This is a genomic window from Candidatus Beckwithbacteria bacterium, assembly GCA_026397255.1.
Taxonomy (GTDB): Bacteria; Patescibacteriota; Microgenomatia; order UBA1400; family CG1-02-47-37; genus JAPLVF01.
In genome coordinates this window covers 18,743-43,743 of the sequence record JAPLVF010000011.1, presented here as the reverse complement: position 1 = coordinate 43,743, position 25,001 = coordinate 18,743, and the positions used below count along the sequence as shown (strand labels likewise).

The 25,001-nt window shown below is 40.9% G+C and carries 38 protein-coding genes; 13 read left to right on the top strand and 25 right to left on the bottom strand.

Annotated features, from left to right (window positions below):
- Positions 1-3: 3 nt before the first annotated feature.
- The 4 genes from NTZ93_02205 to NTZ93_02190 are packed head-to-tail and all read right to left on the bottom strand — an operon-like array spanning position 4 to position 2,985.
- Entirely contained in the window at positions 4-1,029 is a 1,026-nt protein-coding gene (locus NTZ93_02205) for a phosphoglycerate kinase (GenBank protein MCX6816648.1), read from the bottom strand.
- Positions 1,022-1,702, bottom strand: a complete 681-nt coding sequence (locus tag NTZ93_02200; GenBank protein MCX6816647.1) for a hypothetical protein — start codon at positions 1,700-1,702, stop codon at positions 1,022-1,024. The genes NTZ93_02205 and NTZ93_02200 overlap by 8 nt, the downstream gene beginning before the upstream one ends.
- Positions 1,703-1,711: 9 nt before the next feature.
- Positions 1,712-2,503, bottom strand: coding sequence for a hypothetical protein (locus tag NTZ93_02195; protein MCX6816646.1), 792 nt, complete (start codon positions 2,501-2,503; stop codon positions 1,712-1,714).
- Positions 2,482-2,985 carry a hypothetical protein gene (locus NTZ93_02190; GenBank protein MCX6816645.1) on the bottom strand — a complete coding sequence of 168 codons (504 nt, stop codon included), beginning with the start codon at positions 2,983-2,985 and terminating at the stop codon, positions 2,482-2,484. Before NTZ93_02190 ends, NTZ93_02195 begins: the two co-directional genes overlap by 22 nt.
- 76 nt (positions 2,986-3,061) lie before the next feature.
- On the opposite strand from NTZ93_02190, the gene NTZ93_02185 reads away from it, so the two are divergent.
- Positions 3,062-3,193, top strand: a complete 132-nt coding sequence (locus NTZ93_02185; protein ID MCX6816644.1) for a hypothetical protein — start codon at positions 3,062-3,064, stop codon at positions 3,191-3,193.
- A 47-nt stretch (positions 3,194-3,240) separates the two neighbouring features.
- On the opposite strand, the gene NTZ93_02180 is transcribed toward NTZ93_02185, so the two are convergent.
- The gene (locus NTZ93_02180; GenBank protein ID MCX6816643.1) at positions 3,241-4,821 is read right to left on the bottom strand and encodes a hypothetical protein; all 1,581 of its coding nucleotides are present in this window, start codon (positions 4,819-4,821) and stop codon (positions 3,241-3,243) included.
- A 56-nt stretch (positions 4,822-4,877) separates the two neighbouring features.
- On the opposite strand from NTZ93_02180, the gene NTZ93_02175 reads away from it, so the two are divergent.
- The gene (locus tag NTZ93_02175) at positions 4,878-5,609 is read left to right on the top strand and encodes an endonuclease/exonuclease/phosphatase family protein (GenBank protein MCX6816642.1); all 732 of its coding nucleotides are present in this window, start codon (positions 4,878-4,880) and stop codon (positions 5,607-5,609) included.
- On the opposite strand, the gene NTZ93_02170 is transcribed toward NTZ93_02175, so the two are convergent.
- Genes NTZ93_02170 through NTZ93_02155 form a run of 4 tightly spaced genes read right to left on the bottom strand, consistent with a single transcriptional unit; the run spans position 5,606 to position 7,601 of the window.
- The gene (locus NTZ93_02170) at positions 5,606-6,439 is read right to left on the bottom strand and encodes a GNAT family N-acetyltransferase (GenBank protein ID MCX6816641.1); all 834 of its coding nucleotides are present in this window, start codon (positions 6,437-6,439) and stop codon (positions 5,606-5,608) included. The two genes, NTZ93_02175 and NTZ93_02170, sit on opposite strands and share 4 nt — an antisense overlap.
- The gene (locus NTZ93_02165; GenBank protein MCX6816640.1) at positions 6,436-6,909 is read right to left on the bottom strand and encodes a hypothetical protein; all 474 of its coding nucleotides are present in this window, start codon (positions 6,907-6,909) and stop codon (positions 6,436-6,438) included. The genes NTZ93_02170 and NTZ93_02165 overlap by 4 nt, the downstream gene beginning before the upstream one ends.
- 16 nt (positions 6,910-6,925) lie before the next feature.
- Positions 6,926-7,315: a hypothetical protein gene (locus NTZ93_02160; protein MCX6816639.1), complete on the bottom strand. Its 390-nt coding sequence runs from the start codon at positions 7,313-7,315 to the stop codon at positions 6,926-6,928.
- A gap of 13 nt (positions 7,316-7,328) precedes the next feature.
- Positions 7,329-7,601 carry an RNA-binding protein gene (locus tag NTZ93_02155; protein ID MCX6816638.1) on the bottom strand — a complete coding sequence of 91 codons (273 nt, stop codon included), beginning with the start codon at positions 7,599-7,601 and terminating at the stop codon, positions 7,329-7,331.
- 116 nt (positions 7,602-7,717) lie between these two features.
- Here NTZ93_02155 and NTZ93_02150 point away from each other — a divergent pair, with 116 nt between their 5' ends.
- Positions 7,718-8,119, top strand: a complete 402-nt coding sequence (locus NTZ93_02150) for a vitamin K epoxide reductase family protein (protein ID MCX6816637.1) — start codon at positions 7,718-7,720, stop codon at positions 8,117-8,119.
- Here the strand turns inward: NTZ93_02150 and NTZ93_02145 are convergent.
- Entirely contained in the window at positions 8,078-8,683 is a 606-nt protein-coding gene (locus NTZ93_02145; GenBank protein ID MCX6816636.1) for a dTDP-4-dehydrorhamnose 3,5-epimerase family protein, read from the bottom strand. The genes NTZ93_02150 and NTZ93_02145 overlap by 42 nt on opposite strands.
- Before the next feature lie 29 nt (positions 8,684-8,712).
- Here NTZ93_02145 and NTZ93_02140 point away from each other — a divergent pair, with 29 nt between their 5' ends.
- The 4 genes from NTZ93_02140 to amrA are packed head-to-tail and all read left to right on the top strand — an operon-like array spanning position 8,713 to position 11,944.
- Positions 8,713-9,672, top strand: a complete 960-nt coding sequence (locus NTZ93_02140) for a PIG-L family deacetylase (protein MCX6816635.1) — start codon at positions 8,713-8,715, stop codon at positions 9,670-9,672.
- Positions 9,669-10,685 (top strand): AmmeMemoRadiSam system radical SAM enzyme, encoded by a 1,017-nt coding sequence (gene amrS / locus NTZ93_02135; protein ID MCX6816634.1) that lies wholly within the window; start codon positions 9,669-9,671, stop codon positions 10,683-10,685. Before NTZ93_02140 ends, amrS begins: the two co-directional genes overlap by 4 nt.
- Entirely contained in the window at positions 10,669-11,427 is a 759-nt protein-coding gene (gene amrB / locus NTZ93_02130; GenBank protein ID MCX6816633.1) for an AmmeMemoRadiSam system protein B, read from the top strand. Before amrS ends, amrB begins: the two co-directional genes overlap by 17 nt.
- Positions 11,420-11,944, top strand: coding sequence for an AmmeMemoRadiSam system protein A (gene amrA / locus NTZ93_02125; protein MCX6816632.1), 525 nt, complete (start codon positions 11,420-11,422; stop codon positions 11,942-11,944). Before amrB ends, amrA begins: the two co-directional genes overlap by 8 nt.
- Here amrA and NTZ93_02120 read toward each other — a convergent pair.
- Both NTZ93_02120 and NTZ93_02115 read right to left on the bottom strand, forming a co-directional pair.
- A complete protein-coding gene (locus tag NTZ93_02120) occupies positions 11,921-12,580 on the bottom strand; it encodes a polysaccharide deacetylase family protein (protein ID MCX6816631.1) in 660 nt (219 codons plus the stop codon). The genes amrA and NTZ93_02120 overlap by 24 nt on opposite strands.
- Positions 12,581-12,766: 186 nt before the next feature.
- Complete coding sequence (locus NTZ93_02115) at positions 12,767-13,024, bottom strand: heavy metal-associated domain-containing protein (GenBank protein ID MCX6816630.1); 258 nt, start codon at positions 13,022-13,024, stop codon at positions 12,767-12,769.
- A gap of 32 nt (positions 13,025-13,056) precedes the next feature.
- Between NTZ93_02115 and NTZ93_02110 the strand changes: the two genes are divergently transcribed.
- The gene (locus NTZ93_02110; protein ID MCX6816629.1) at positions 13,057-13,791 is read left to right on the top strand and encodes a hypothetical protein; all 735 of its coding nucleotides are present in this window, start codon (positions 13,057-13,059) and stop codon (positions 13,789-13,791) included.
- Here NTZ93_02110 and NTZ93_02105 read toward each other — a convergent pair.
- Together NTZ93_02105 and NTZ93_02100 are read right to left on the bottom strand one after the other, a co-directional pair.
- Positions 13,774-14,340, bottom strand: coding sequence for a ferritin-like domain-containing protein (locus NTZ93_02105; protein ID MCX6816628.1), 567 nt, complete (start codon positions 14,338-14,340; stop codon positions 13,774-13,776). The genes NTZ93_02110 and NTZ93_02105 overlap by 18 nt on opposite strands.
- A 9-nt stretch (positions 14,341-14,349) precedes the next feature.
- The gene (locus NTZ93_02100) at positions 14,350-14,982 is read right to left on the bottom strand and encodes a hypothetical protein (GenBank protein ID MCX6816627.1); all 633 of its coding nucleotides are present in this window, start codon (positions 14,980-14,982) and stop codon (positions 14,350-14,352) included.
- Between the two features lie 68 nt (positions 14,983-15,050).
- Here NTZ93_02100 and NTZ93_02095 point away from each other — a divergent pair, with 68 nt between their 5' ends.
- On the top strand, positions 15,051-15,911 hold the full coding sequence (locus NTZ93_02095; GenBank protein MCX6816626.1) for a phosphatase PAP2 family protein: 861 nt from the start codon (positions 15,051-15,053) through the stop codon (positions 15,909-15,911).
- A 275-nt stretch (positions 15,912-16,186) separates the two neighbouring features.
- On the opposite strand, the gene NTZ93_02090 is transcribed toward NTZ93_02095, so the two are convergent.
- The 6 genes from NTZ93_02090 to NTZ93_02065 are packed head-to-tail and all read right to left on the bottom strand — an operon-like array spanning position 16,187 to position 17,656.
- Complete coding sequence (locus NTZ93_02090; GenBank protein MCX6816625.1) at positions 16,187-16,519, bottom strand: hypothetical protein; 333 nt, start codon at positions 16,517-16,519, stop codon at positions 16,187-16,189.
- Positions 16,516-16,659, bottom strand: coding sequence for a DUF3096 domain-containing protein (locus NTZ93_02085; GenBank protein MCX6816624.1), 144 nt, complete (start codon positions 16,657-16,659; stop codon positions 16,516-16,518). The genes NTZ93_02090 and NTZ93_02085 overlap by 4 nt, the downstream gene beginning before the upstream one ends.
- Before the next feature lie 17 nt (positions 16,660-16,676).
- Entirely contained in the window at positions 16,677-16,814 is a 138-nt protein-coding gene (locus NTZ93_02080; protein MCX6816623.1) for a lmo0937 family membrane protein, read from the bottom strand.
- 27 nt (positions 16,815-16,841) lie between these two features.
- Positions 16,842-17,045, bottom strand: a complete 204-nt coding sequence (locus NTZ93_02075) for a hypothetical protein (protein ID MCX6816622.1) — start codon at positions 17,043-17,045, stop codon at positions 16,842-16,844.
- A gap of 22 nt (positions 17,046-17,067) precedes the next feature.
- Complete coding sequence (locus NTZ93_02070) at positions 17,068-17,469, bottom strand: YggT family protein (GenBank protein ID MCX6816621.1); 402 nt, start codon at positions 17,467-17,469, stop codon at positions 17,068-17,070.
- Positions 17,470-17,485: 16 nt separating this feature from the next.
- Positions 17,486-17,656 carry a hypothetical protein gene (locus tag NTZ93_02065; protein ID MCX6816620.1) on the bottom strand — a complete coding sequence of 57 codons (171 nt, stop codon included), beginning with the start codon at positions 17,654-17,656 and terminating at the stop codon, positions 17,486-17,488.
- Between the two features lie 87 nt (positions 17,657-17,743).
- On the opposite strand from NTZ93_02065, the gene NTZ93_02060 reads away from it, so the two are divergent.
- On the top strand, positions 17,744-18,670 hold the full coding sequence (locus NTZ93_02060) for a hypothetical protein (GenBank protein MCX6816619.1): 927 nt from the start codon (positions 17,744-17,746) through the stop codon (positions 18,668-18,670).
- Here the strand turns inward: NTZ93_02060 and NTZ93_02055 are convergent.
- Positions 18,663-19,136, bottom strand: coding sequence for an NUDIX domain-containing protein (locus NTZ93_02055; protein MCX6816618.1), 474 nt, complete (start codon positions 19,134-19,136; stop codon positions 18,663-18,665). The genes NTZ93_02060 and NTZ93_02055 overlap by 8 nt on opposite strands.
- Complete coding sequence (locus NTZ93_02050; GenBank protein ID MCX6816617.1) at positions 19,133-19,477, bottom strand: lipopolysaccharide assembly protein LapA domain-containing protein; 345 nt, start codon at positions 19,475-19,477, stop codon at positions 19,133-19,135. The genes NTZ93_02055 and NTZ93_02050 overlap by 4 nt, the downstream gene beginning before the upstream one ends.
- A gap of 34 nt (positions 19,478-19,511) precedes the next feature.
- Between NTZ93_02050 and NTZ93_02045 the strand changes: the two genes are divergently transcribed.
- Positions 19,512-19,676, top strand: coding sequence for a hypothetical protein (locus NTZ93_02045; GenBank protein ID MCX6816616.1), 165 nt, complete (start codon positions 19,512-19,514; stop codon positions 19,674-19,676).
- Between the two features lie 53 nt (positions 19,677-19,729).
- Positions 19,730-19,918 carry a hypothetical protein gene (locus NTZ93_02040; GenBank protein ID MCX6816615.1) on the top strand — a complete coding sequence of 63 codons (189 nt, stop codon included), beginning with the start codon at positions 19,730-19,732 and terminating at the stop codon, positions 19,916-19,918.
- 462 nt (positions 19,919-20,380) lie between these two features.
- Here the strand turns inward: NTZ93_02040 and NTZ93_02035 are convergent, their stop codons facing one another.
- Positions 20,381-21,397, bottom strand: a complete 1,017-nt coding sequence (locus NTZ93_02035; protein MCX6816614.1) for a fructose-bisphosphate aldolase class I — start codon at positions 21,395-21,397, stop codon at positions 20,381-20,383.
- A gap of 459 nt (positions 21,398-21,856) precedes the next feature.
- Between NTZ93_02035 and NTZ93_02030 the strand changes: the two genes are divergently transcribed.
- On the top strand, positions 21,857-22,933 hold the full coding sequence (locus NTZ93_02030) for a hypothetical protein (protein MCX6816613.1): 1,077 nt from the start codon (positions 21,857-21,859) through the stop codon (positions 22,931-22,933).
- 192 nt (positions 22,934-23,125) lie between these two features.
- On the opposite strand, the gene NTZ93_02025 is transcribed toward NTZ93_02030, so the two are convergent.
- Complete coding sequence (locus tag NTZ93_02025; GenBank protein MCX6816612.1) at positions 23,126-23,671, bottom strand: hypothetical protein; 546 nt, start codon at positions 23,669-23,671, stop codon at positions 23,126-23,128.
- Between the two features lie 76 nt (positions 23,672-23,747).
- Positions 23,748-24,998, bottom strand: a complete 1,251-nt coding sequence (locus NTZ93_02020) for a DUF2130 domain-containing protein (protein MCX6816611.1) — start codon at positions 24,996-24,998, stop codon at positions 23,748-23,750.
- Between the last annotated feature and the right edge of the window lie 3 nt (positions 24,999-25,001).

Sequence of the window (25,001 nt, the reverse complement as noted above, 5' to 3'; positions counted from 1 at the left end):
AAACTACTTGTCCATCAAGACATCAATCCCCGGCAAGCTCCCCTTTTCAATCAATTCCAACATCGCTCCGCCGCCGGTCGAAACATGAGTAAAACTTTTGACATAATCTTTATTTTTATTTAACGCCGCCAACGTGTCCCCTCCACCCACAATCGATAAGGCCTGTCGATTCTTTTTAATTGACTGATAAATAAACTCCGTGCCTTGGGAAAATTTAGGTTTTTCAAACATTCCCATCGGCCCATTCCAAATAATTGTCTTGGCCCGGCCGATTATTTCTCCAAACAACTCTCGCGTCTTTGGTCCAATATCCCTCATTATCTTTTCTTCCCAAACTCCGTCAACCGGCAACCTCATTTTCTCTCCGTTTGCCAGCTGACTATCAACATCTTCCATTAGTTTATTAGCTACCGCCCCGCCGACTAACAACTGATCTGCTTTTATCAGTAATTTCTTAATCAACCCTATTTTTGTCTCCAGTTTAGCCCCGCCGACGATTACCACTAACGGTCTTTGAGGCTTCTCCATTGCTTTAATGATAATGTCCACTTCTTGCTCCAGTAATAACCCCGCCACCGCCGGTAAAAATTTTGTCACTCCCACCGTTGACGCCTGCGCCCGATGGCAAACCCCAAAAGCATCATTAACAAACACTTCTCCTAAATTTGCCAACTGGCGGCTAAAATCTGCAGTGTTTGCTTCTTCCCCCGGGTTAAACCGCAGGTTTTCCAACAAACTAATTTTACCTTTCGGCTCTCCAAAGCTTACTTCTTTTTGCAGGAATTTGGCCAAACATTCAACTACTGGCTTTAAAGATAATTCCGGTATCACTTTTCCTTCCGGTCGTCCTAAGTGTGACATTAAAATTATCCGACAGTCTTGTTTTAATAAATACTCAATTGTCGGAATTGTTTGACTGATTCTTAACTCATCTGCCACTTGCCCATTCTCCAAAGCCACATTGTAATCCACCCGCAATAAAATCTTTTTCCCTCTTAAATCAATGTCTCTGATCGTCTTTTTATTCATAACCGTTAACAATTTCCACCAACTGTTTAATTCTGGATTTGATTATTTTTTCGTTCAAGTTATTCACCTGATCCTGCCACAGCGCCCGCCCGACCGCAATTCCGCGCGCCCCGTTTTGGCAGCTAATTTTTACCTGTTCTTTGTACTCTTCAAACCCTACTCCAAGCGAGAGTAACACCCATGGCGTTTTCACTTTTGCCCCCGGAAACTTTAACTTTAAAATATCCGCCCCAAGCCCTTCTAACTCCGCCTCGGGACAATCCATCACCTCCAGTAAAAAAATCATTTCCTCTTTTTTACATTCTTCCCCGATTTTTTTCACTGCTTCTTTCTCCTCCACGCGATAATACCACAACAATTTTGCCCCCACCGCCCCGGCTGCTTTTGCCTGTTTTACTCCCCAATTCGGGTGCAAACTTAATTTTTCCTTACATTTTCCCGATTCTTCCAAATTATAAATTAGTGCCTTGTTGGTCACTAATTTGGCTGCTTCTTGGCCATACTCCGGATCCAGTAAAATTGCCGATACCTCCGGTAATAATAATTCTGTCAGTCTTTTTTTAAACCCCGCCATTTCTGGTTCCGGTAAAAGTTTTTTTAATGACTCCCTATGGTCCAACGCCGCAATGATAATTTTTCCCTTGTTATTTAAAATCGGCTGTAAATTCACCATTAACCTATCTTAAGCATTTTTCGCGTAATAATCCAGAATTTTCTTCATCCGCTCCTCTATCGTTAAACTGCTCTTTATCCCCGGCCCGCCGATGCATCCGCCTTCGCAAAACAAAATATCCAGCAACCTGAGCTTAGGATCTGTATTAAAATCTTTAATTGCCTGCTGGCAATTTTCCCACCCCGACACCACCTTAACTTCCCCCCCGGAAAATTTTTGCATCACCCCGCTGCTGTGGGACAACCCCCCATCCACCGGATAAATTCTGGTTAAACCTGTCTCTGCCAGATCAAATCTGTCGTTTTCCCCGCCTTTCTCTTGAATATTTATCTTAAAATGGTCAAAAACCTGCCTTAGCTCTTCGTACGTAATCACTAAAATATTCAGTTCCGGATGGTCTTCCACCGCTTCCAATTTTTTCACAATACACGGCCCGATAAAGACCGGTTGGCAGCCTGGAAACTTTTCCGCCGCAATCTTAGCCGTCGCCACCATCGGCGAATCCACTCCAGTCGTAAAGTATTTAGCATACTGAGGCATTTGCTTCCTGACCATCCGGACGATCGTCGGACAGGGACTGGTAATATACCGTCCTTCCGGATTTTTTCTCATTAGTTCCAGTAATTCTTCGTTAGTTTTTTTGGCTCCGACCGACACCTCAATAAAATAGCTAAATCCTAACTTTTTTAAACTGGCAATAATACCCGGGTAAGCAAAAACAATCGGAAAAGACGGGGCCATCATTGCCACCAACTTCTTTTTCTCAGTTAAGGCTTGAATTAAGCGATCGACTTCAGACATTTTGCTACCAACCCTCCTAAACAGGCAGTTATTAATTGAATTGCCCCCATCGACATCACGAACAATTGCGGCACAATATTCAACCTAAAATAAATATTGGCAATACCCACTAGCACGATATATTTAGCTACTGCCGCTCCGCCTATTCTCAAACCATAGCTTTGTCCTTTCGTTAAACCAAACACTGTCACTTGAACATAATTCCCCAGCCAAATAAACGGCAGAAAGTAAATCAGGAAAAATGTCTGCGGCCCAAACAGCAGTCCCCGGCTGACCGCCCCCAAACTGGGCAGGATCAAAATCGGCCACAGGGCTTTTTTGCTTAATCTATCCGCCACCGTAAAAATTAAAGCATTAACAATTGTTCCGGTTACCACCTGCGGATGAGTAAAAATAAGGGGAATTAAAAATCCTGCCAAATAAATCACCAAGTTTAACCTTAAGGCTAAATATCTTTGTAAAGTTAGAGCCACTGTTTTCATACTTTATGTTTTTTCATTATATAATATAAATGCGGTTTTAGGTCAAACCTCAGCTTATTACTTTCCCAATGTCTCTATGAAAACCGAAGAAGTCGCCCTGTTTTATTATTGGGCTAATCCTGAACTGCGGGATAAAACCAGTCTCCTCGCTTCTAGTGAAAACCCCGGCACAAAAGTCATTATCTACGGCGACGCACCTTGGGAATAATTATTGTCATATCAAGTTAATAACTGAATTCCGTTCACTAAAAATACTCAGGAATGATCTATTTTCATTCCCGCCAACACCTTCAGCCAAAACTGTTTTTCTTCTGGCTGTTTCAAATCTTTAGCCTGATTGCCAACATGCACTTTAATTGTTTTATCCAGAAGCACATATATTTCTACATCTACCCCGTCTTCCTTATTCCCCGCTGACTCCAATCTATCCTCAGTCAATCCCCGACTCGAGACACCTTTAATATCTACCCTCATGTGCGTTGTCACAATTTTACCCTCGTCTTGCGTTGACATCACTGAACCATAACTGTAATTATGCAATGAGTTTTTATAAAAATATCCCGCCTTCCAGGCAATTCCCTTCACTACCGCCTGATTATCTTTATTTTCCCAAAATGCCGACCGCTTTTCCCCAACAACTCCATCTTTTACCCTTTCTCCCCAACCTCCTCCCAGCCTTCTATCCAGATAATCAAATAAATTAAGGTCTCCATTCTCTAGCCACGCTGCTGTCTTCAATGTCTCCTCATTATCTAAATCAACTATCCTGGCTTTATTTTTCTCTGCTTCAGCCTCAATCATCTGTATTTGCTCCTTTAATTTTGCCGCGTCTTTTAGCCACCCTTTCTCATCAAACACCCTCAGTGTTTGTTTTTCTAAATTGACTTGAAGCAATGCCGTGCGCAAACTGCCAAATCTTTCTGAAACAAAAATTCCAACCGCTCTAAGTCTTTCCGTATCTCTCATGTTTGCCAGTTTATTGTTAGCTATATCACTGGCGGATAAAAAATTGGTGCCTAAATTATCAAATAAATCAACCTCATCCCCATCCTTCCTCGCCCTCACTTGCCCTCTTTTACCGGGAATAATTTCTATATCCAAAGTTGTAATTTGACCCGCCTCCTCCACTAGAATCTTTGGCCGCAACTGCTGACTAATCTGCTTCCCTGACTCAGTCATCACCAACACTGGTAATTCTACTGTTTCCCCATCCACCTCGGTCTTTATTCCCCACAATCTGGCTGAACCATAATTTGGACTCATCCATTCTCTTTCAAAAACCCTATTAATATTCTCTCGCGTCCTATCCACTAAACCAATCTCTTCCTGTAGTTTTTCTATTCTTGGATCTATCGACTGAACAGCTTCACCCTCAAGATTAATCATAAACCGCTCTGCCCAAAAATCATTAATCGTGTTTCTTGCCTCTCTTCCGGTAATAATTTTCAATCCTAACTTTTGTTTCTCTGGATCAAATTTTACAAATCCTCCTTCTTTAAGATTAATTTTTACTCCCTCTTTATCAACTTCGCCAATGGCCAAACAATCCGAGTCTCCCACCTCCACAAAAAATCCAAGCTTCCCCTTATTATCTCCTCTTAATTCACTCAATATACGTTTATAACCCAAGCGCAAATTCTTAAAGTTACCGTTTTCATATTCTCTTTTTGCCGCTTCACTAAATACCAAAACTGCCGGTAAACCACTTGGTAGAGCTTCCCCCAACGGATCACCGGATCTTTCCGGCATAATCTGCACCGGCAAAACTAATCTGTCTGTTAAACTTTCTCCCAAGACATGTTCCGCTTTTTCTCTGAGATGTTCCGATATTGCCATAAAAAATCCTGCTTTCTGGCAGGATAAGACGAATTATATCATAGTATAATTTATCTATGTCTCTTAAACTTATCTCTTTAAATATCGAGGCCAGAAAACACTTTCAACTGGTTATCCCCTTTTTAAAAAAGGCCGAAGCGGACATTGTTTGTCTTCAAGAAGTTTTCCAAAAAGACGTCGCGTATCTGGAAACAGCGCTTAGCCTCAAAGCCGCCTTTGTCCCCCTCTGGTATCTTAGCGAACAAGAAAATTATCACTCCGGTAACCTGCAAAAAGAAGTCTGGGGCATGGCAATTCTCTCCCGTTTATCCCTAACCAACACCCAGCATCAATATTATTTCGGCCAAGCCAAGCCCCTTCTGACTTATACCGGCCCCGGCTCTTCCGGACGCGCCCTGCTTTGGACCACTGTTACCAAAAACCACCAATCGTTTACTGTTGCCAACGCTCATTTTACTTGGGCCAAACCGGAAACCGCCGACCAAATTCAGGCAAAACCACTGCAAAAACTTCTAGACATTCTTAAAACTATTCCCGAATTTGTGCTTTGTGGTGACTTTAACGCCCCCCGCGGCCAAAAAACTTGGACCACCCTGGCCTCTTTATATCATGATAGTCTTCCCCTCAATATCACCACGACTATTGATCCCCAACTCCACCAGGCCGGCCCGCTCCAATTAGTGGTTGATGGCCTGTTTTCTAGTCCCCAATACCTGGTTAAAAATATTTATCTCCAAACCGGACTTTCCGACCACCAGGCCATCATTGCCGAAATTACCAAGCTCTAAAGCTCTATTTCTATCTTGTATAACTGTAAATTTTTCCCTCCCAACTCGTATTTATACCGCTCGCTGCCGCGCAAAAAATCATATTTTTTCTTACCCGCCTCAATCGCCTGTTTAATACTCAGGGCTTTTAACAATAACCCCACACTGTAAAAACTAAATTCCGGGCCATAACCGGAGTTATACAACCACCACTCGTCTTGATTCTCAAAGCTCATTATTCCGGCGGCATATTTATCTTCTATCTTTAAAAAGTTTAAAGACACCTTCCAACCCGGAATTTTTGCCTCAACCACATCTTTAAAAAACTTTGCCATTGGCTCACTCATAAACTTATTTTTCGCCGGATCAGACAAACGGTGCAACCGGACAAATTCATCTATATTTTTCTCGGTCACCACCTGATATTCTGTTTCCCCTAGGCGTTTAAATTTTCTCTTTAATTCTTTTCGATATTTTCTTTCCAATCCGCCCAAATACTCTTCCCAAGAACTCGGTAACTCAATATAGGGAGAAACCTCCTGCTTCGTGACCCTAGCGAAGCTTTTAGCGAAGTGGGTGTATGTTTCACTATCCTCCCTCACATAATCCAACTGAATTTTTTTATACCCCGTCGGTAACTGTTTAATATCCGTTTTCGCATAATCAGTTACTTCCTGACCACCCTCGCCCCGCGAAGCCTCGGCGAAGTGGGGTAACACCGGCTTCATCCCCAACAAAACCAATTTATCCTCATAAATTTCCCAAATCCCATCAATAATATTTTTTGGATCACAAAAATTCTTGGCGAAAATTTCGCCATATTCTTTTGTCTGAAACAGCCCGACGCTCATTGCCCAGCCCCTTTCATCATCTCTCCCAGGTCAGTAAACTTAATTTCATTCGGCGGCACAAATTTATCATCACCAAATATTGCCGGGCCACAGTTGTATTCCTGGCTCCAATCAATTCCCTGGAATTTATTTTCATCTGACGCGGCCGGTTCAGAACAAAGTTTCATTCCTGTCGGTTCTCCTTTATTCCAAGTCCAAAAACAATTATCTTTCAGAATAATGTATCCTGTTCTCTCCGCGTGGGTCGTTTCAATGAACATCTGTTTGCCTTTAATATAAGCCGTCGCTTGACTGGTATCTTTCTGCCAATCACACTTTATTGGCAGACCTGACCCCATCGCCTTTAGTAAGTTACCGGTAAATTCTTCCACTTTACTGGGTTTTTCTTCAGGGGTAGTTACGGCTGTCTTTTTTTGTAGACAGCCTGTTAATAATAACGCCGCTAACCCGAGAAATAATAGCTTTTTCATTACTTATCTCACCTCCTTAAATTTGGCAACTGCTTTTTTGCATCAATTGTTCAACACTCATTTCCCCCTCCACTCTCTCGCCGTTGCCAAAAATCCACGTCGGATATACCTTAATCCCGGCGTCTTTACATTCTTGGGCTGGCTCATTTCCTACCGCTAAAGCACATTCCACGTACTTAATATACTGGAAAGAATCCCCAAAGCTTCGTTTTTGATTTTGGCAATGCGTACACCAATAAGCGCCAAACATTTTGGCACCCGACTGGGTCAAGCATTTAGCCAAATTGTCGTATTGTCCTGGTTTAACCGCTGATTTGGTGCTAACCAAGCCCCAAATTATCACCGGTATTAACACCAGTAAAAACATTCCCAATGTTAACCAAAAAGTTGACTTACTTGGAGTCATTCTTTATTAACTATTAGTGATTTCTGGGTCGAAAATCTTGTCTTGGCTGCAACGGCCTAGCTTCATTAACTCTTAACTTTCTACCTTGAAAGTCAAATTCGTTAAATTTTTGCATGGCTTTTTTTGCATCCTCGTCAGCCATTTCTACGAAACCAAAACCTTTTGAACGGCCTGTATTTCTGTCAGAAATTACTACTGCTTGAATTACTTGACCACACTCACCAAACAACTGCGCTAACGCATCGCCAGTAACGGTGTAATCTAGATTGCCTACGTATAACTTCATTTACTTATCTCACCACCCCTCAAAAGCAGAATCCCTTGGCAACCGACTGGCAACCAAAAGACACCTGCGAAAACTTACGTCTTGATTGTACAATAAATATTTATAATAATAAAGTTATGAAACTTTCCGTTATTCTTTGCCTCATTGGCATTCTGTTAGCCAGCTATTTATTTTACAACTATCTGGCAGTCATCCCTTCCGGTCTCTGCAACATCAGTCAAACCGTTAATTGTGAGGCCGTCACTAAAGGCAACCTGGCGACTCTTTTCGGCATTCCCGTCTCTTTAGTCGGCCTAATCGGCTATATTTTAATTCTCTACGCCTCTTTAATGAAGTTGCTCAAACTTCACTTGTTTATGAGCACGTTTGGCATGCTTTTTTGCCTGCGCCTAACTTATTTGGAAATATTTATGGAAAATGTCCTCTGCCCCGTCTGTCTTGCCTGCCAATTGGTTATGCTGACGCTCTTTATTATCTCACTTAAACTTCTCCGGAAACCTTTGCCGCAAAGTAATTGAGTTCTTATCTCTCTGGCTTAAAATCATCTCTTCTCTTTTAATCGGCCACTCAATCTTTAAGTCCGGATCAAACAAAGAAATCGCCACATCCCCTTTTGGATCCCGCTGACCGTAAAGCCGGTCAACGCAATAAACATAATCCACCGGCCCCTTTAACACGCAAAAAGAATTGGCAATTTCTTCTTCCACCAGCAATGATCCGGTTAAAAATTCCTCTCCGAACCCTAATTTAAAGTTAACCACTTTACCGAAAGTGGCGGACTCTGGCCGGACATCGGCCAAGGCGCAGAAAGCCGCACCATTCGTTACCGTAATCACTTTTTTCCAATCTTCGGCATGCATTCCCCTTACCACATTGGTTATTGACCGGGAATGATTAATCTGTTTTACCACAAACTGCCGCCCTAATACTTTTTCCAATTTATAAGTCTGGGCTACTTCTGTAAAAAAACCTCTTTCATCGCTGAATTGCTTTCTGGCAATATACCATAATCCTTTAATTTCTGTCTTGAATATGTCCTCTTCTATCTCCAAATCCTTTGTCGGTTCAAAAAGTTTTATCATTTTTGAATTATACCGTGATAAAATTCATTATGTCCAGCTTTTTCCGTTGGCTAAAAAAAATTAACCATCGCCACCGACGCCTAATTATTATTGTCTTTATTATCTGGGGATTTTGGTTTTTTGGGTTTGGCGCCCTACTTAGCTTTTTCTTATCTAAAGGCCAGTTAGCCCGATTTCCCGATCTAACCAACCATGACCGGATTTTGATCCTGGCACCCCATGTCGACGATGAAGTTATCAGTTCTGCCGGAATTATTAACCATGCCCTTAAAACCGGTGCCGCTATTAAGATTGTTTATCTGACTAACGGCGACAATAGTCTCAGCGCTGTCATTAAAGAAAATAGAAATCTTAAACTCAGCCCCAATGAATTTGTCAGTCTGGGCGAGCAAAGAATGTCTGAAGCCAAGGCGGCCACGGCCGTTTTAGGTTTAACCGCTGATAATCTTATTTTTTTAGGCTACCCTGACCAAGGCCTAACTCCGATGTTTAATAAATATTATGACCCTTCCAATCCCTATGCTTCTAAGGGCACGGAATTTACTTACAATCCATACAGCGGCACATATAAATCCGGGCAGCTTTATACCGGCACCAATGTTGTCAACGATCTGAATGAAATTATTCAATCTTTTAATCCTACTGTCATTATTGCCCCCCATCCTAGAGACATTCACCCTGACCACCATGCTGCTTATTTATTTCTTGAAAAAGTTCTCAATGAAAATTCCCTCCGGCCGCAAATTTTTACCTACCTAGTCCATTATCCCCGCTTCCCCGTCGACAAGAAGTTAGCCAGCAATCAATTCCTTTACCCTCCCAAAAAACTCTACACTCAAGAAGGCTGGTACAGTTATGACTTAAGCCCGGATCAAATTACTATCAAATTAGAAGCAGTCAAACAAAATGTTTCTCAAAAAGAATTCGGCCGGGTTTATGATTTACTCCAAAGCTTTGTCAAAAAAAATGAAATTTTTGAAAAAATGTGAAAGCAGCAAAAGTATTTAAAAAACTGAGTGGTGGAGTCGTCCAATGCCAGGCTTGTTCTTGGTATTGCCGCATCGCTCCTGGGAACTTAGGCGTCTGCGCCACCCGCTTAAATAAAAACGGCCGGCTTTATTCTTTGGTTTACGGTCAAATCGTCGGCCCGGCGCTCGATCCGGTTGAGAAAAAACCGCTCTATCATTTCTTACCCGGCTCTAACCTCCTTTCTTTCGGCACGGTCGGCTGCAACTTTGCTTGCACTTTTTGCCAAAACTGGGAGCAAAGCCAGGGAAACAAAACCGGTCTGAAAATCAATACCACTAAAATTACTCCTGAAGAACTGGTGGACCTGGCCTTATCCCAACACGCTTCCGGTATTGCCTACACTTACAATGAACCGGCGATTTTTGTGGAATTTGCTCATGACACCGCTGTTTTAGCCAAAAAGAAAGGCTTGAAAAACGTCTATGTTTCCAATGGTTTTGAGTCTGTCGAAACGTTTAATTATTTAAAACCATATTTGGACGCCATTAATATTGACTTAAAAAGTTTTTCCGCTAAGTTTTACCAAACGATTTGTAAGGCTAAAATCGAACCGGTAAAGGCCAATATTAAGCGCTTTTTCCAGTCCGGCATTGCCACCGAAATTACCACCTTGATCATTCCCAACCATAACGATTCTGTCAAAGAGTTAACCCAAATTGCTAAATTTTTATATCAGATCTCTCCGGATATTCCCTGGCACCTTTCCGCTTTCCACCCGGACTATAAAATGACTGATATTCCAGTCACGCCTCATTCCACTTTAATCAAAGCTTGTCAGATTGGTAAAAAGTCCGGTTTGCATTATATCTACATCGGCAATGTTTTTGACCCGAAACACTCCTCGACGATCTGCCCCCACTGTCAAATCCTGCTGATCTCCCGCAGCCATTATGTCGGTCAAATCGAGAATTTAAATACCAAAACCGGCCGCTGTAGTAACTGCGGCTATAAAATTTATGGCGTCTGGCACTAGACAAGCGGCTGTCGCCGGCAGTTTCTATCCCGATAATCCTCTCGGGCTAAAAACACTTTTGAAAAATTATTTTTCTCACTCTCGCCCTATTGCCCTAAACCCTAAAGCCCTGATCCTGCCCCACGCCGGCTATATTTATTCCGGCCCAACTGCCGCCTGGGGCTTTAAACAATTAAAGCCCACTAAAAACCAGCATTTTGTTTTACTTGGCCCATCGCATCATGGTTATTTTTCCGGTTTAGCCGGCTCTACTGACAAGTTCTGGCAAACACCACTAGGGAAAATCGCCCATCTTCCTGCCAAGGATTTTTTAAACAACCAGCCGCATCAGCTGGAACACTGTCTGGAAGTCCAACTACCCTTTCTACAATTTTGCTTGCCGGAATTTTCTTTTACGGCTTTTTTAACCGGTGAGCTAAGCCATCAAGAAACGGCCGATTATCTGATTAAAGCTTACCCTGATTCGATTTTTTTAGTTTCTTCTGACCTCTCTCATTATTTACCGGAAACAGTTGCCAATAAAACCGACCAAACCACAATTGATGCCATTTTAAAATTAAATTCCGGGTACTTTGCTGACCATGATAATGTCGCTTGCGGCACTACGGCCATTCAAATCCTCTTAGGTATTGCTAAAACCAAACATTGGCTCCCCCAGCTGCTTTGCTATGATACTTCCGCTTCAGCTTCCGGTGACAAATCTCAGGTTGTCGGTTATGCTAGTCTTGGTTTTTATGAATAACGAAGAATTGGCTTTCCGCGCCATCAGCCATTACCTCAAAACCGAACAGGTGTTGGAAATTAAACCAAAAAAACCAGTCGGCGCCTGCTTTGTGACACTTTATATCAACGGTAGGCTAAGAGGTTGTATTGGCACGCCGGAAGCCTTTGAACCGCTGGAGAAAAATATCATCCGGAATGCCATTGAAGCGGCAACTGCTGACTGGCGGTTTAACCCAGTTACTCAAGACGAACTGCCCCGCCTGACGCTAGAAGTTTCGGTGCTAACACCCCTAAAACCCTATCACCCTAAATCTACTGCCAGCCTGTTAAGTTTTCTTTCCAAAGATAAACCGGGGCTAGTAATTGAACAGTCCGGCAAGCGAGCCCTGTTTTTACCTCAAGTCTGGAAAGAATTACCCGAACCAAAAGAATTTGTCACCCAACTCTGCCTCAAAGCCGGCCTGTCTCCGACCGCCTGGCAGGATAAAAATACTGAATTTTTTATTTTTACCTTAAAAACCGTAAGCCGCCAGTGAAGCATTCCCGATTCTTGTCCGCGGTAACTCTAATCTCATTTTTTTACATAAAATCGAACCGGGTTGGGTCGTAAAACCCAACAAATAGCCTTTTTCCCCGGCCACTGTTTCTGCCAACCCCCAAGCCGATCCGTAAGGATAGGCCAAAAGTTTCGGTGAATTTAAACCGTGTTCTGTCAGTTGTGTATCTGCCAAACCAATCTCGTTATTCACGGTCTCCCTATTCCCCCCTAAATTATTGTGCGACCAAGTGTGGTTACCAAAAGTCACGAGCCCTGACTGGCTCATCTCTCGAATCTGGTCCCAAGACAAATAACCCGGATTATTGACTAAACCGGTCGGCACAAACACAGTCGCTTTAAAACCAAATTCTTTTAAAATTGGATACGCCTCGCTAAAAAAGTCCTCATAGGCATCATCAAAAGTCAACAAAACCGCTTTCTTCCCTAATCCTTGTCCTTGGTCAAACCAAGCCACTAACTCTCCCGCTCCGATTACCGTATAACCATGGTCTCTTAAATACTCCATCTGTTTTCTGAACCATTCCGTGGTCACCGTCAAATTTGCCGCTTCTTTGGCAATATGATGATACATCAGGCTCGGCGCCCACGCGCACGGACCATAAAGCTGATTCATTTCACTAAAACTCAACGGGCTAGGGCTGGGACTAGGACTCAAGCTGGGGCTTGGGCTGGGACTAATGACCCCCACGGGTTGAACTGGTTTTGGCCGTGAAATCATTACTCCCACTCCTATGAAAACCAATAATATAATTAAACTAAGTCCTAACCGCTTCATAACCGGCTATTTTAATCGATTGTGTTATTTTTTAATCCTGCCGATCAAGCAGGAAACATAAGACTGGGCTTTTTTCAACAAACTCTTAGCTTCCGGACTGTCCGCGGCCGGATAACCCATACCGGTCAAGATTTTTCGGGCCACGACTTCATCGCCATTAAATTCAACAGTTTGAGTTTCCGGACTGACTTTAATTTCAGTCAAACCCTGCTTTCCCAGTATCCTCTTAATGCTGTTCTCACAGCCGCCGCACTTGATATTAACTACTTTAAGTTTAGTCATACTTTAGAAAGTATACTATATAATATTAACTTATGAAAATTCTCGGTTTGGATCGTGGTGCTTCCTTTGTTGATGCCGTTATTATTGATAACAAAAAAATTGTCTTTAACCAATCCGTTTCTCGTTCGGAATTTTCTTCCTCTTGGCTTGATTCTCTCCCTTCTTTTGATCAAAAAGTTGTCGCTCAGGACAAAAACGAACTTGACTGCGTTTGTCAGGGAGCCTTATTTCTTGCCTCGCTCACCCAAGCTGTTGTAGTCAGCTGCGGCACCGGCACCAGTGTTTCCTTGGCTAAAACCAACCAACCGTCTGTCCACCTCGGCGGCACCGGCATTGGCGGCGGCACCCTGATAGGCTTAGCCAAACTTATCCTAAAAACCGATCAGCCGGAAATCGTGTTTAAACTCGCTCAAACCGGAGATAAAACTCAGGTTAATTTAACCGTTGGTGATATTCTCAACCATGGTATCGGCTTATTGCCCCCTGAGGCCACCGCCGCTAATTTCGGCAAATTAAAGTCCACCAAAAAAGAAGACATAGCCGCCGGGATTATCTGCTTAGTTAGTGAAACTATCGCTATGACCAGTTGTTTGGCCGCCAAATCCACTCAGGAAAACAATCTCGTCTTTGTCGGCCGCTTAGCCACCAATAAGTTAATTCAAAATTATTTACGCCAAGTTTGCGCCCTTTTTCAACTCCAGCCGCTTTTCTTTCCTGATGCCGCTTACGCTACCGCCTTAGGTGCCGCTTTATCTTACCAACCCTAATGGCATGTACCAACTAAATGGTTTCTGGCAGACCGGGCATTTTTCCGGCGGCCGCTTGCCTTTATAGATATAGCCGCAATTAACACACTTCCACTCCAGTTCCGCGTCGCTGTCATACAAAGTTTTGCTGTCTAGTTTATGAGCAATAATGATGTATCTTTCTTCGTGTTTTTCTTCCACTTTTTTTAAGCTGCCGAACAGCCTAATCGACTCCGGCTCTTTATCGCTAATCGCCTGTTTTTCAAAATCCGGATACATCTTTGTCCATTCAAATTTTTCTCCCGCTGCCGCCACTTTCAAATTATCAATCGTTTGACTATAAGCCTTTATTTCTAATTCTGCCTGCGCCTTTACTTCCCCCTTAATCTGCTCAAATAATTCTTCGGCGTGGACTCGTTCGTTTTCCGCTGTTTCCTCAAATACTCGAGCCACCCATTCCAAATTCTCTTTTCTGGCCATCTTGGCAAAAACTGTATACTTATTTCTCGCCTGCGACTCGCCCGTGAAAGCCCTCAATAAATTTTGCTGGGTTAAAGAATTTGTCTGCATGTCCCTCCTTTACTTGTAATTTTTTATCCCTTCGGCAATCTTGCTGGCAAAATTAATCAGTTCTTCCGTGCTTAAATTACTGCCGGAAGACCGCTCAATGCTGATAAATTTTTCATCTCCTAACACCAGGTAAATCGTATTAACCACCCCGTTTTCCTGATACACCACCATGTTGCGCATCGGAATTCGCGGTTCTTCTTTGGTTGTTCTTCCCATTGCTTCCTGGCCGATTTTCTGATTAGCAATCGTTAAATAATCCAATACCAACATCACGTATTCCTTGTCGTCCAAATAATAAGAGCAATTGTACAGTCCGCTGATTTTTTCCGGCTCAATTCTTACAATAGTTCTTCCTAAGGCATTTTCCACAAACTCTTTGGCAAACTGGCCGCAAATATCTTCCACTACGTAGTAACTCTTGTCCTGCCGCGTCGGCTCGCCCGGATATTCCACAAAACAATTGCTTAATCTTTTTCCTTTGTCGCCGTAATTCTCCAAACTCACCTCTCCCGGCTGACACTTTCCCACCTTTTCAGCAATGGCCACCGGACTATTGCTAACTTTTGTTGATATTTTTGAACTACAGCCTGAAAATGTTAACCCGCTCAAAATTAACAATAAAATTAAGCCTTTTTGCTTCATTCCTTATCTTAAACATCGCCCTCTATTTATGCAAGTCGAGAGTCATTCGTTTTATACTATAATTACTTATGTTTTGGATAAAAATTAAACGGAGCGAATCATGGTTACTGTTAGCCGGTTTATTCGCGACCGCGCTATTAACTACCATCAAGTTAGCCGATAATTTTATCGATAAAGACGGTTTAATTCTTTTTGACCAACCCATCAATTTATTTATCCAACATTTAAGAACACCCATCTTAAATAAACTCATGCTTTTAATCAGTCTCACCGCTAACTGGCAAATGCTCCTCTGGGGTACCCTGCTGGCCTCTCTTCTTCTCTTGGCCGCCAAAAAAAGACGTTACTTATTAACCATGTTAATCAGCAACACTAGCGCTTGGATTTTAGTCGAGCTGACAAAACTTCTCACTGCCCGCCCCCGGCCGCCGGTGGAAAACGCCTTAATTGTCGAACATGGGTTTGCTTTTCCCAGCGGCCACAGTTATTTTGCCGTTGTCTTTTACGGCCTGCTCACTTACTTTTGGGTCAGGCATTTTCAAAAAAAATGGGAAAAAATCAGTATTCTAATTTTAGGTTCAATTTTTATCTTACTGTTAGCCTTCTCCCGGATCTATTTAGGCGTCCATTGGTCCACCGATGTTCTGGCCGGCCTCTCTACCAGCACGGCTTGGCTAACCATAACCATCGCCTACATCGAATACAAAAGAAGATTTTTTCGTCAAGAGCATCAATCATTTAATAAAAAATTGGTCTGGCAAGGATTTGGTATTTTTATGATTTTGTGGTTAACCGGCCTAATTTGGCTTTATCGAAACAACATCAATATCTTAGGCAAAAATATTATTAAACCCACCACTGCCGCTGTCAGTGCCATTACTAATACTGCTCCTGCCGCCAAGTCCCGCACCAACTTGGTCGCTCCCTGACCAAATTTATTGCTATCGCGGACAATATTAGCCAATTCTTCAATACTGCTATTAAATAATTCCGCTGTTAAAACCATTCCTATCAACAATAAAACTACCAACCACTCAATTGTCGAAATCTTCAGCCCAATCGAAGCCGCCAGCACCACCATTGTCACTCCCAGTTGAATTTTAAAATTCCGCCCTTTAAATCCCTGAACAATCCCTTTCAATGCATATCCAAAGCTTTCCATCATTACTATCAGTATTCCTAATCTAACCCCAACAGTCAAGATTTACGTCACTATTCTTGTCGTACTTAACTCTTCCAGCTTAGCGATCAGTTCTTTCTTGGTGTAGTTAAAAGTGTCTATTTGTTTATTTTCAAAAATCCTTAACCCCTCGATAATTCTTCCCTCTTCAATATTAATGGTGTCGGGAAAAATATCCAAAGGAAATGCATGAGAAGAGATGCTTACCAATATCCGATTGGATTTTTTAACCAAATTTTCCACCGCCTTGCTATTCAGTCTTTTTTGTTTATTTACCACCTGCCCCTCTTGCTTCTCTTCTCTTTTCTCCAACAAAACATCTACTTCCTGCTGCGTATAAAGCTTTCCCGCTATCATTTTATTAATCCTAATCCGATAATTCCAATAATAATCAGGTAAACCGCTATTAAATAATTAAGAAATTTCGGAAACATCAGAATTAATATCCCGAATACCAATGAAGCCAAAGGGCTTAAATTTGTAAAAGATAGACTCATATTTTTTCACCTCCTTTTTACCCTAAAAGACGGACAATCAGAATAATTACGGCAATCACCAACAGTAAATGAATTAGCCCGCCGCCAATCTTGAGAGAAAATCCTCCCAACCAGGAAATCACTAACAATATAATGATGAAATCTAATAACCCCATATCTCTCACTTCCTCTCTTTATAGAATTTATTGATTCGGCTGATTAATATTTACGTCTATTTTGCTCGGTATATTAATCTGCGGCGCTCCGACTTGCACGCGTCTAATCGCCGGCAGTCCGAACATAAAAAACAGATAGACCACAACAATCAGAACAATCAACCCAATGATCATTCCCATATTTCCTCCCGACTCTTTAGTAGCCGGAGGCGTATTTATAATGGTTGTCATATTCTTCTCACCTCCTGTATTTTTATTGATTATCAACTGTTTCTTCTACTTCCTCTTGATTCGTGGGCTTAACTAGTTGAAAAAGCGCCACAATTCCATAAGCAATCACGGCATAAACTGCCATAGCAATTAGCGTTGACCATTCCAGGATCATTCCTGAAACTCCTGTTTTCCCTAATATTCCCGCAAACGGCAAAGCTAAGGGGCTGCTGATTGCATAGATGAAACTGGTAAATCCGCTCTGGGTGCTTGCCCCAAGAAGTTTAAACAGAACTCTAAATGCCAGAACCACCTCAATTACCCCTAGAATGTACCAAATGACTTGATAGGTACGAAAAATTGCCTTTTTTGTTTGGTAGGCTTTTTGGGGAGACCCTGTCTTAACCTGGGCTTCTTCTCCTGTCTGTGTTTGTTGTTGTAACATATCTCTCTCACTTTCTTTAATTTTTATTAATTTCAGCTTTCTTAATTACTGTTTGCGTTGGTAAGTAGTTAGTCAGGGCTTTTTCTACAAGATTAGTCAAAGTTAATTCCTCAACGACCGCCTGAGCCCGAGCCTGTTTAACAATCGCCGGATTAATAAATAGAGTTATTCTCTGCTTAGTTGTCATACTTCATACACTACAACTAGTTATACTACTTGTAAAGCACCAACGATAGTATAAATTAATCCTATAATGTAGAGTATAATCAGCTGCATGAAAGAACTTTCTTTGATAAATACTCTTAGCGTGCTTGCCCTTATTGCCAGCCAGACTGGATGTAAGGCCTCGCCCACCACACCTGAGGCAACTCCAACAAACACTTTTCCGACTTTGACAATCGAAACCCCAACCTTCGCTCCTTTTGATACACCAACATCAATCTCAATTGCGACTGAAGCTGCAACCACCCAAGAACCAACAAAAAGCTGGGAACCTCTAACTGAGGAAAAACGCAAATCTTTATTAGCCAATCCCGACTTTTTTACAAAACCGCTAGATTCAAGCGGAAGAGTCATTCTTACGTCCCAATTTGACGATACCCAGTATGAAGGAATTGTCGGTACTGAAAACCGTAGTGTCAGATGTGGTGAGGCAGTTATTGCCACTATATTAAAAATGTTTACCTATTTCGAGACTGGTAAGGTTCCTGACATTACCATAGCTAATGTCTACAATAAACTTAAAGAAAAAATGCCGCCTATACAAGCAGATGGCCCCATGAGCGATTATCAACTTTGGTCGGCAATTGATTATCTTGGCCAAGAAAACGGTTTGTCAATATCAACACGTCCTTTGATACCTTATTGTGATGATCATTGCAGCTCGGCTGCCCACGAGTCTGACTGGCCCAACTATTTTGTAACTACCCTTAGTAAGAGTGGAGTTTTGCTCCTACGGGCCTGGGCGCACGACCAGCCACACTTTTTCATCATTAGCGCAGGTAATGAAAGGGGGGCATTAATTATTGATTCTATTGGTTCGGGTGATCAAGGATCTGTTGGGGTACAAAACTTGGGCGGTTATATTGAAAAAATCCCAGAGACGGAAATGCCGAACGCGGAGGGAAGATTGGCTCCGTATGAATTGGCAGGTCAAAAAGTAATCCTCTCGATGACGCTTATCTTTCGCGCTTCTAAGTAGAATTCGATAGTTTCCGCTGTTTCAGCGCTTCATCAATCAAAAACACCTGATTTTTTCGAAGCAAAGGCAGTTTGTCTTGGGTAAACCAACCATATTCAGATACTTCGTGAGTTGGTTTAAAATCGCCGCCAATTAAAACACCGATGTAGCACATATCCAGACGGGCGCTCTCCCGATCGGTCCGGGTTTTCAGCGATTCATCCACGCTGACGACCAGTCCCGACTCCTCTTTAATTTCTCTTTCCAGGGCTTCGCACGGATGCTCCCCGCTCTTTAAGTAGCCACCCGGTAAACTCCAGGCATGCGATCGATAAGTATGCTTGAAAAGCAGTACTTCATTTTTGTCATTAAAAATAATTCCTGTCACCCCAACTAGAAATTTATCTTGAAAAAAACGCATGACAAATAATTGCAATCCCTTAGAAAGATGTAAAATTTTATAGATTTTGGCTAAGAGATTTTTCACAAAGCGTTTCTGTCGTCTGGTTCAGAATTTGACTTATGTTTTAGTTTTTCGTTTTCCAACTCCAACTGGTGCACTCGTTTGGTTAACTCCAGCACTTCATCCTTTTCTTTCTTAATTTCCTTATCTTTACCCCGAAATTTAAAAGAGTTAGAAATCGTGTGGACAAAATAAACCAAATAAGATAGAACCAAACCCGTCAGCAACGAACCAACCATTACATAAAAGAGGGAAACATCCTTAAAAACATACAACCCTAAATTAACTGAAACTAACATGAAATTAAATTTTGAGATATAGACAAGAATCGACCCAACAATCAAAAACAAGATTAAAATCAACATATCTTACTATACACCTGGAGGTATAAAATTAGCTGTGTCTACAAAAACTCTTTATTACCTAGCGGCCTTTATCGGATCGATAATCGGCGCTTACCTACCGGCTCTCTGGGGAACAAATTTAATTTCCTTTTCCTCAATTTTTTTCAGCGGCGTTGGCGCCATCATAGGAATTATCATCGTCTGGAAGTTTTTTAGTTAGTCTGCATATAATTAGTATGTGAATTCCTTTCTCAAGCCTACTAAAGAAAAATTGTGCGGACTACAAATTGTGTTGGAAATAAAGACGAATTAACTCATGCTCTGGCGAACCAAAAACCAAACGATACCGTGACCGTAATTACCAATGCCAATACTTACCACGTTGCTTTATTTGCCAATCCCCAAAATCCCCAACAAGTTCTTTTAGGAATTGGAGTAAAACAAACTGCGTGCGAAAAATAATCTTCATTAATAACTCCTCAGTTCTGAAATAATTATAGCAGCCTTGGATAGGATATTATTAGCTTTACAGGATACTGTTCAAATGGAGTCAGTTAAGAGTAAATGGGAAGAAATTAAGAAGTCGTCAGGTCAAATGGTTCTATCTTCTACCTAAGCCAACGCCCAGCCACGTATGAATAGGGTCTACTTCCACCGATAAAAATGTACAGCTATATACATTGCTAACATCCCTATCAAGAAACCAGCGGAAAAGATACCTATGCTCATCCCTCTACCAATAAACCACAACCACACAATAAAATTAATAATTGCGAGAACGATAATAACGCCAGTTACATACAGACTAAGGGGGTATCTTTTCATGATTTCATTCTAGCATAACACCTAAACCGCGTGGTGCACAAAATTAGCCTCAGCTCCCCCGCCATGAACTAACACGAATTTTAATTGTGTTAATCAACACTACCCCTCCATTCCGGGTTTATACATTCCGAAACGTGCAGAGCTGTTTAACCACGCCCGCTTTATGAAAGCCTTTTGAGCGGCTATTACGTTCTCGGGCTTCCCCACCCATGCCCGGAGTACCGGCTCCTGAAGAGCGCGTCCATAAGAAAAGCTAAGCTGCCAAGGAACTTTATCCCTAAACATTCTATTCATTGCGTTTAATCTTCTTGTTGCCTCTTGAGGATTTTGTCCTCCTGATAAAAAAACTATGCCGGGAACCGAACGGGGAACGGTCGCCAACAGCACCTCTATTGTTTGTCTAGCAATTTCTTCGTCATCAACTTGATCGGGGGAATTCTTTCCGGGAAGAACCATGCTTGGTTTAAGGAGCATACCGGAAAGGTCTACATCGTGATCTTTTAACGAAGCAAAAACCTTTGTTAAAGTAGCTATTGAAACTTCCCGACACATCTTTATTGAATGGTCACCATCCATGAGAACCTCTGGCTCTACGATTGGAACCAATCCGGCTGCTTGAGAAAATGCTGCATATTTTGCCAATCCTTCAGCATTTCTGGCAATTGCGGCATCGGTGGGTGCACCATTTCCAATGTTTATGACTGCCCTCCATTTCGTAAATACAGCTCCCAGAGCCGCATACTCTGCCAATCTTTCGGGAAGACCTTCCAATCCTTTCGTAACCTTTTCGCCGTTTTCTCCCAAGGGCTCAAGCCCCTGATCAACTTTTATCCCAGGCTTGACACCTTTTTGTGTGAGAAGGTCGGGAAATAAAACACCCCCGCGTGTACTTTGTTTTATTGTTTCGTCAAACAGAATGACGCCGCTTATATACCGCTCCATTCCTGGCGCAGTAAACAGTAATTCTCTATACGCTCGTCTATTTTCTTCTGTAGAAATCACCCCAATGGTATTAAATCTTTTCTCTATTGTACCGGAACTTTCATCAGCAGCTAAAATTCCCTTACCCACAGGCGTGAGACCTCGAGCTACCTCTGCTAAACTTTCTACATTCATTAGCCGCAATCTACTCCAAAAATAATGTTTTTGCAAGTTAAAAGTTTTAGGCTAAAAATGGTTGGCTCCAAAGCCCGCCGAACGTTCTGTATCAGCTATTCCCTAGAGAAGCGTTAGCACGAGTTAAGGTTCAGTTACAAGTATTACAAGACTTATTAAAAATGCAAACTAATTATACCGTAGTGGAGGCAAACAATGGAAGATTTTGGAAAATACCTGTACCAGTATTAAGTAAATAGACACAGTTTCAGCTTCAGTATCCCTCGTGGAAGTAGTTATCAATTACGGCTTTGTGCAGAAGTAAAGTAAAAACCGGATAAATATATCCTCTAAAACTACTTCTCTTCAAAATGCGCTACCTATAATCCTAAACCCATGGGATAGCTTAGGAGGTTAAAAACCTCTCTAGTATCTCTCTGAATTGGCATTCATAGGGAACCGATTTTTACGGTTTCCTATATGAATAATCTAAATAATGAAAAATGCGCATATTTTCACTATGATGCCAAAGTCGTTCTAGAAGACAGAACAACAAAGAAGATTGGTTATCTCGTAAATAACAGGGTTAAAGCGAATATACTAACGTTAAACACAGATACAAACAGTATTGAGCCAAAACCGATATTAAACTGGATTCATAATAGTAAAGCAGAATATTTCATTCAACTTTATTCAACTAAGTGCGAAGGAAATGGAAGAGCAAGATTCGCCTGTACTCCAGAACAACAAATATTAACACCAAATGGTTATAAAACAGTTGGAGAGATAAATGTCGGTGATAGTATCCTTTTATTGATTAAAGAATGGCAACCGAGCGATATCCAAAAAGAAATTATTTTAGGTGGATTACTTGGTGATGGATGTTTAAGAAGAATAGGCAATGAAAAATTTCAATATAGGGAAACCCATTGTAAAGAACAAGACGACTATTTACTGTGGAAATCTAGTTATTTTAAAGTTAAAACAATGGGAAAGCACAAACGGGGAGGTTTATATCTAGAAACATTTTTAAGCACTACGTTTAGACAAAGATATATTGATTTCTATCAAGGAACAAAGAAACATAAAGTCCCCAAAGACATAGATATTTCCCCCCTTGTTCTAGCTATTTGGTATCAAGACGATGGATCTTTTGTTGATGGTGACAGAAAAGCTATTAAAATCTGTACAAATTGCTTTAATGAGCCCTCCATTGAGATATTAAGAACTTTCCTAAAACAGAGATACGATATTAATACAAAAACAACAATAGCACGCGATACCGAGCTCATAATAACCCTTGGAACAAAAGAAACAAGGAAATTCTTTAATATTTGTGGGGAATATATTCATCCTGTAATGCGATATAAAGTACCTGTTGAATATCGATCGAGTAATTTTATAGAACCAAAAAGAGTCTTTGAAACTAAAAAATACCTTATAAAGGAAAGTAAGATATTAACTAAGTATATAAAACAACGAACACGCACAATGGAAAGATTTAGCCTTGAAACAGAAAATAACAACTTCTTAGTTGACGGAATTATTGTTAAATAATGGCAATATGGAAACCCAAATATAACTACTGGGGGTCGTGCTTTAGGCTTCTATGCTTCATTAAGAGTAGAAGTATCAAGAGGGGAATTAATCGAAGAAGATAAAAAGGTAATAGGACAACAGGTTAAGTTCAGAGTAACGAAATCGAAAGTTTCCCCGCCTTTCAGAGAAGGTTAAAAATGTAATGCCTTTCTATTTTTCTTTCAGAGTAATTTTGAAGGATCCAAGCCTATCTATTTTAATCCTGAACCTTGTTTGCGCATCGTCTCCTTTTTCATAAGCGAACCTGCCTACTCTACCTCCTGTATTCACCAATGGACAATCCAGGAGTATTTCCGTTAACAGCTTTTTGAACTTAAACCATTTACCATTATTTTCAATTAGATCCAATGATAAACCGTTTTTAACTAGGAAATTTCGTAGTTCTTCTTTTAAATCTACTAACAGGTAGAAATTTCTTTCTCGTTCTTTAAAAAGTCTTGATATTTCTTTCAGATCGGTAATACCTGAAAAAAGGGATTCGAATCTGTTTAAAAGTGTTTTTGTTGGAGTTCGATCCATTTGAATGTGTAAAACCCAATCGCAATAGAAGTATAGGTTGGGATAATTTTCTTTTTCCGCTTCATCGTAACCGTCAATGTACTTTCTAATCTCAGCAAGTATATATAGAGTCTTCGGTTCGGTATCAATTCCACTACTGAGTTCTCGAGATATTTTTTCTAGTATAGCTACTCTCATAAAATTCCAATAACCATTTCTCTAAAAGCTTAATTTCATTTAATCTTCGTTGCTAAAACATTAAAGTAATCCATATTTAGACTTTTTCCGCAAAAGCCCTTGCAACACTTGGACTGTTAGCTGTCAATCTTTTTACTGTAAGTTCTGTGGCTTTGTTGTTAGCTAATCTCAGGTTATTGTCTGATTTGAGCAAATTTTCTTTAACCTTATTGAGATGATCAATAGTCTTATCGATTTCTTCAATTGCTTTACTAAATTGATCAGCAGCTAAGTTATAATTTCTAGCAAAAGCATCCTTAAATGCATTTATATTGGATTCAAAATTGGTTACATCGATGTTTTGATTTTTAAGATTTTGAATAGTCAGTCGCAATTCTTGAGATTTCAAATTACCTTGGCGTAAAAACCCAATTATTGTAATAAAATGTTGAGGCCTTATGGCAAACATGCATGGATATTCAGGCACTGTAACAATATCGTCATAATATTCGTTTTCTTTTTCCAATAAGCTGACAAGTACTGCATATTCACATTTTTTTTCTCGTCGATCTTTATCTAATTCCCTGAAAAAGTCTTTATTTTTATGTTTAGTAGATGTTTCATCTTCCTCATTTTTCATCTCAAACATAATGGTTAAAATTTCATTACCGTCATCGTCAAGTTCTCGATAGATATAGTCTCCTTTGGACCCCGAAGTTGAAAGTTGATTATCTTTTCCGAATTGAGCCTTAGGAAAAGCAAACGGGCGAAGCCTATTAAACTCGTTCTCACAGTGAACCTCTAATGATTCACCAATCATTTTGGTACTCATTCTAGACCGCATTTCTTTTAGAGAGACTAAAGCAGTTTCGCTCGCTTTGAGTTGATCCTGGTATTTTTGCTCATTTAGTTCTTTTTGATGTTTAATCTCTTGAATTTCAGCTTCTTTTTCAGTCAATTTTTGCTGATAACCATCTTCCAAAGACTTTTTCTCTTCTAAGGCTTCAATTTTTGCATCCGATTCAACCTGTTTGGCAATGTTTTCGACTTTAGTGTTTAAATTGACAATCTCCTGATCTTTCTTTGCAAGCGCTTCTTTCGCTCTATTAATAATGTCTTTTTCTTTGAGTTGAGCCTCAAGACCCTTCTCTTTTTCGATATTGCGTTTTGCTTCCTCTAGCTGTGAATTAAACTCATCAGTTTTGATTGATTTGATTAGGATATCAATTGTAGTTTTATCTATATCCGTTTCGTGTATCGATTTGAGATCGATTATGTCACCCCTTTGGGCATCTTCTAATAGTTTTAGTGTGTTTTCGTCCTGGATTGTTACTTTAATTTTTTTCATATT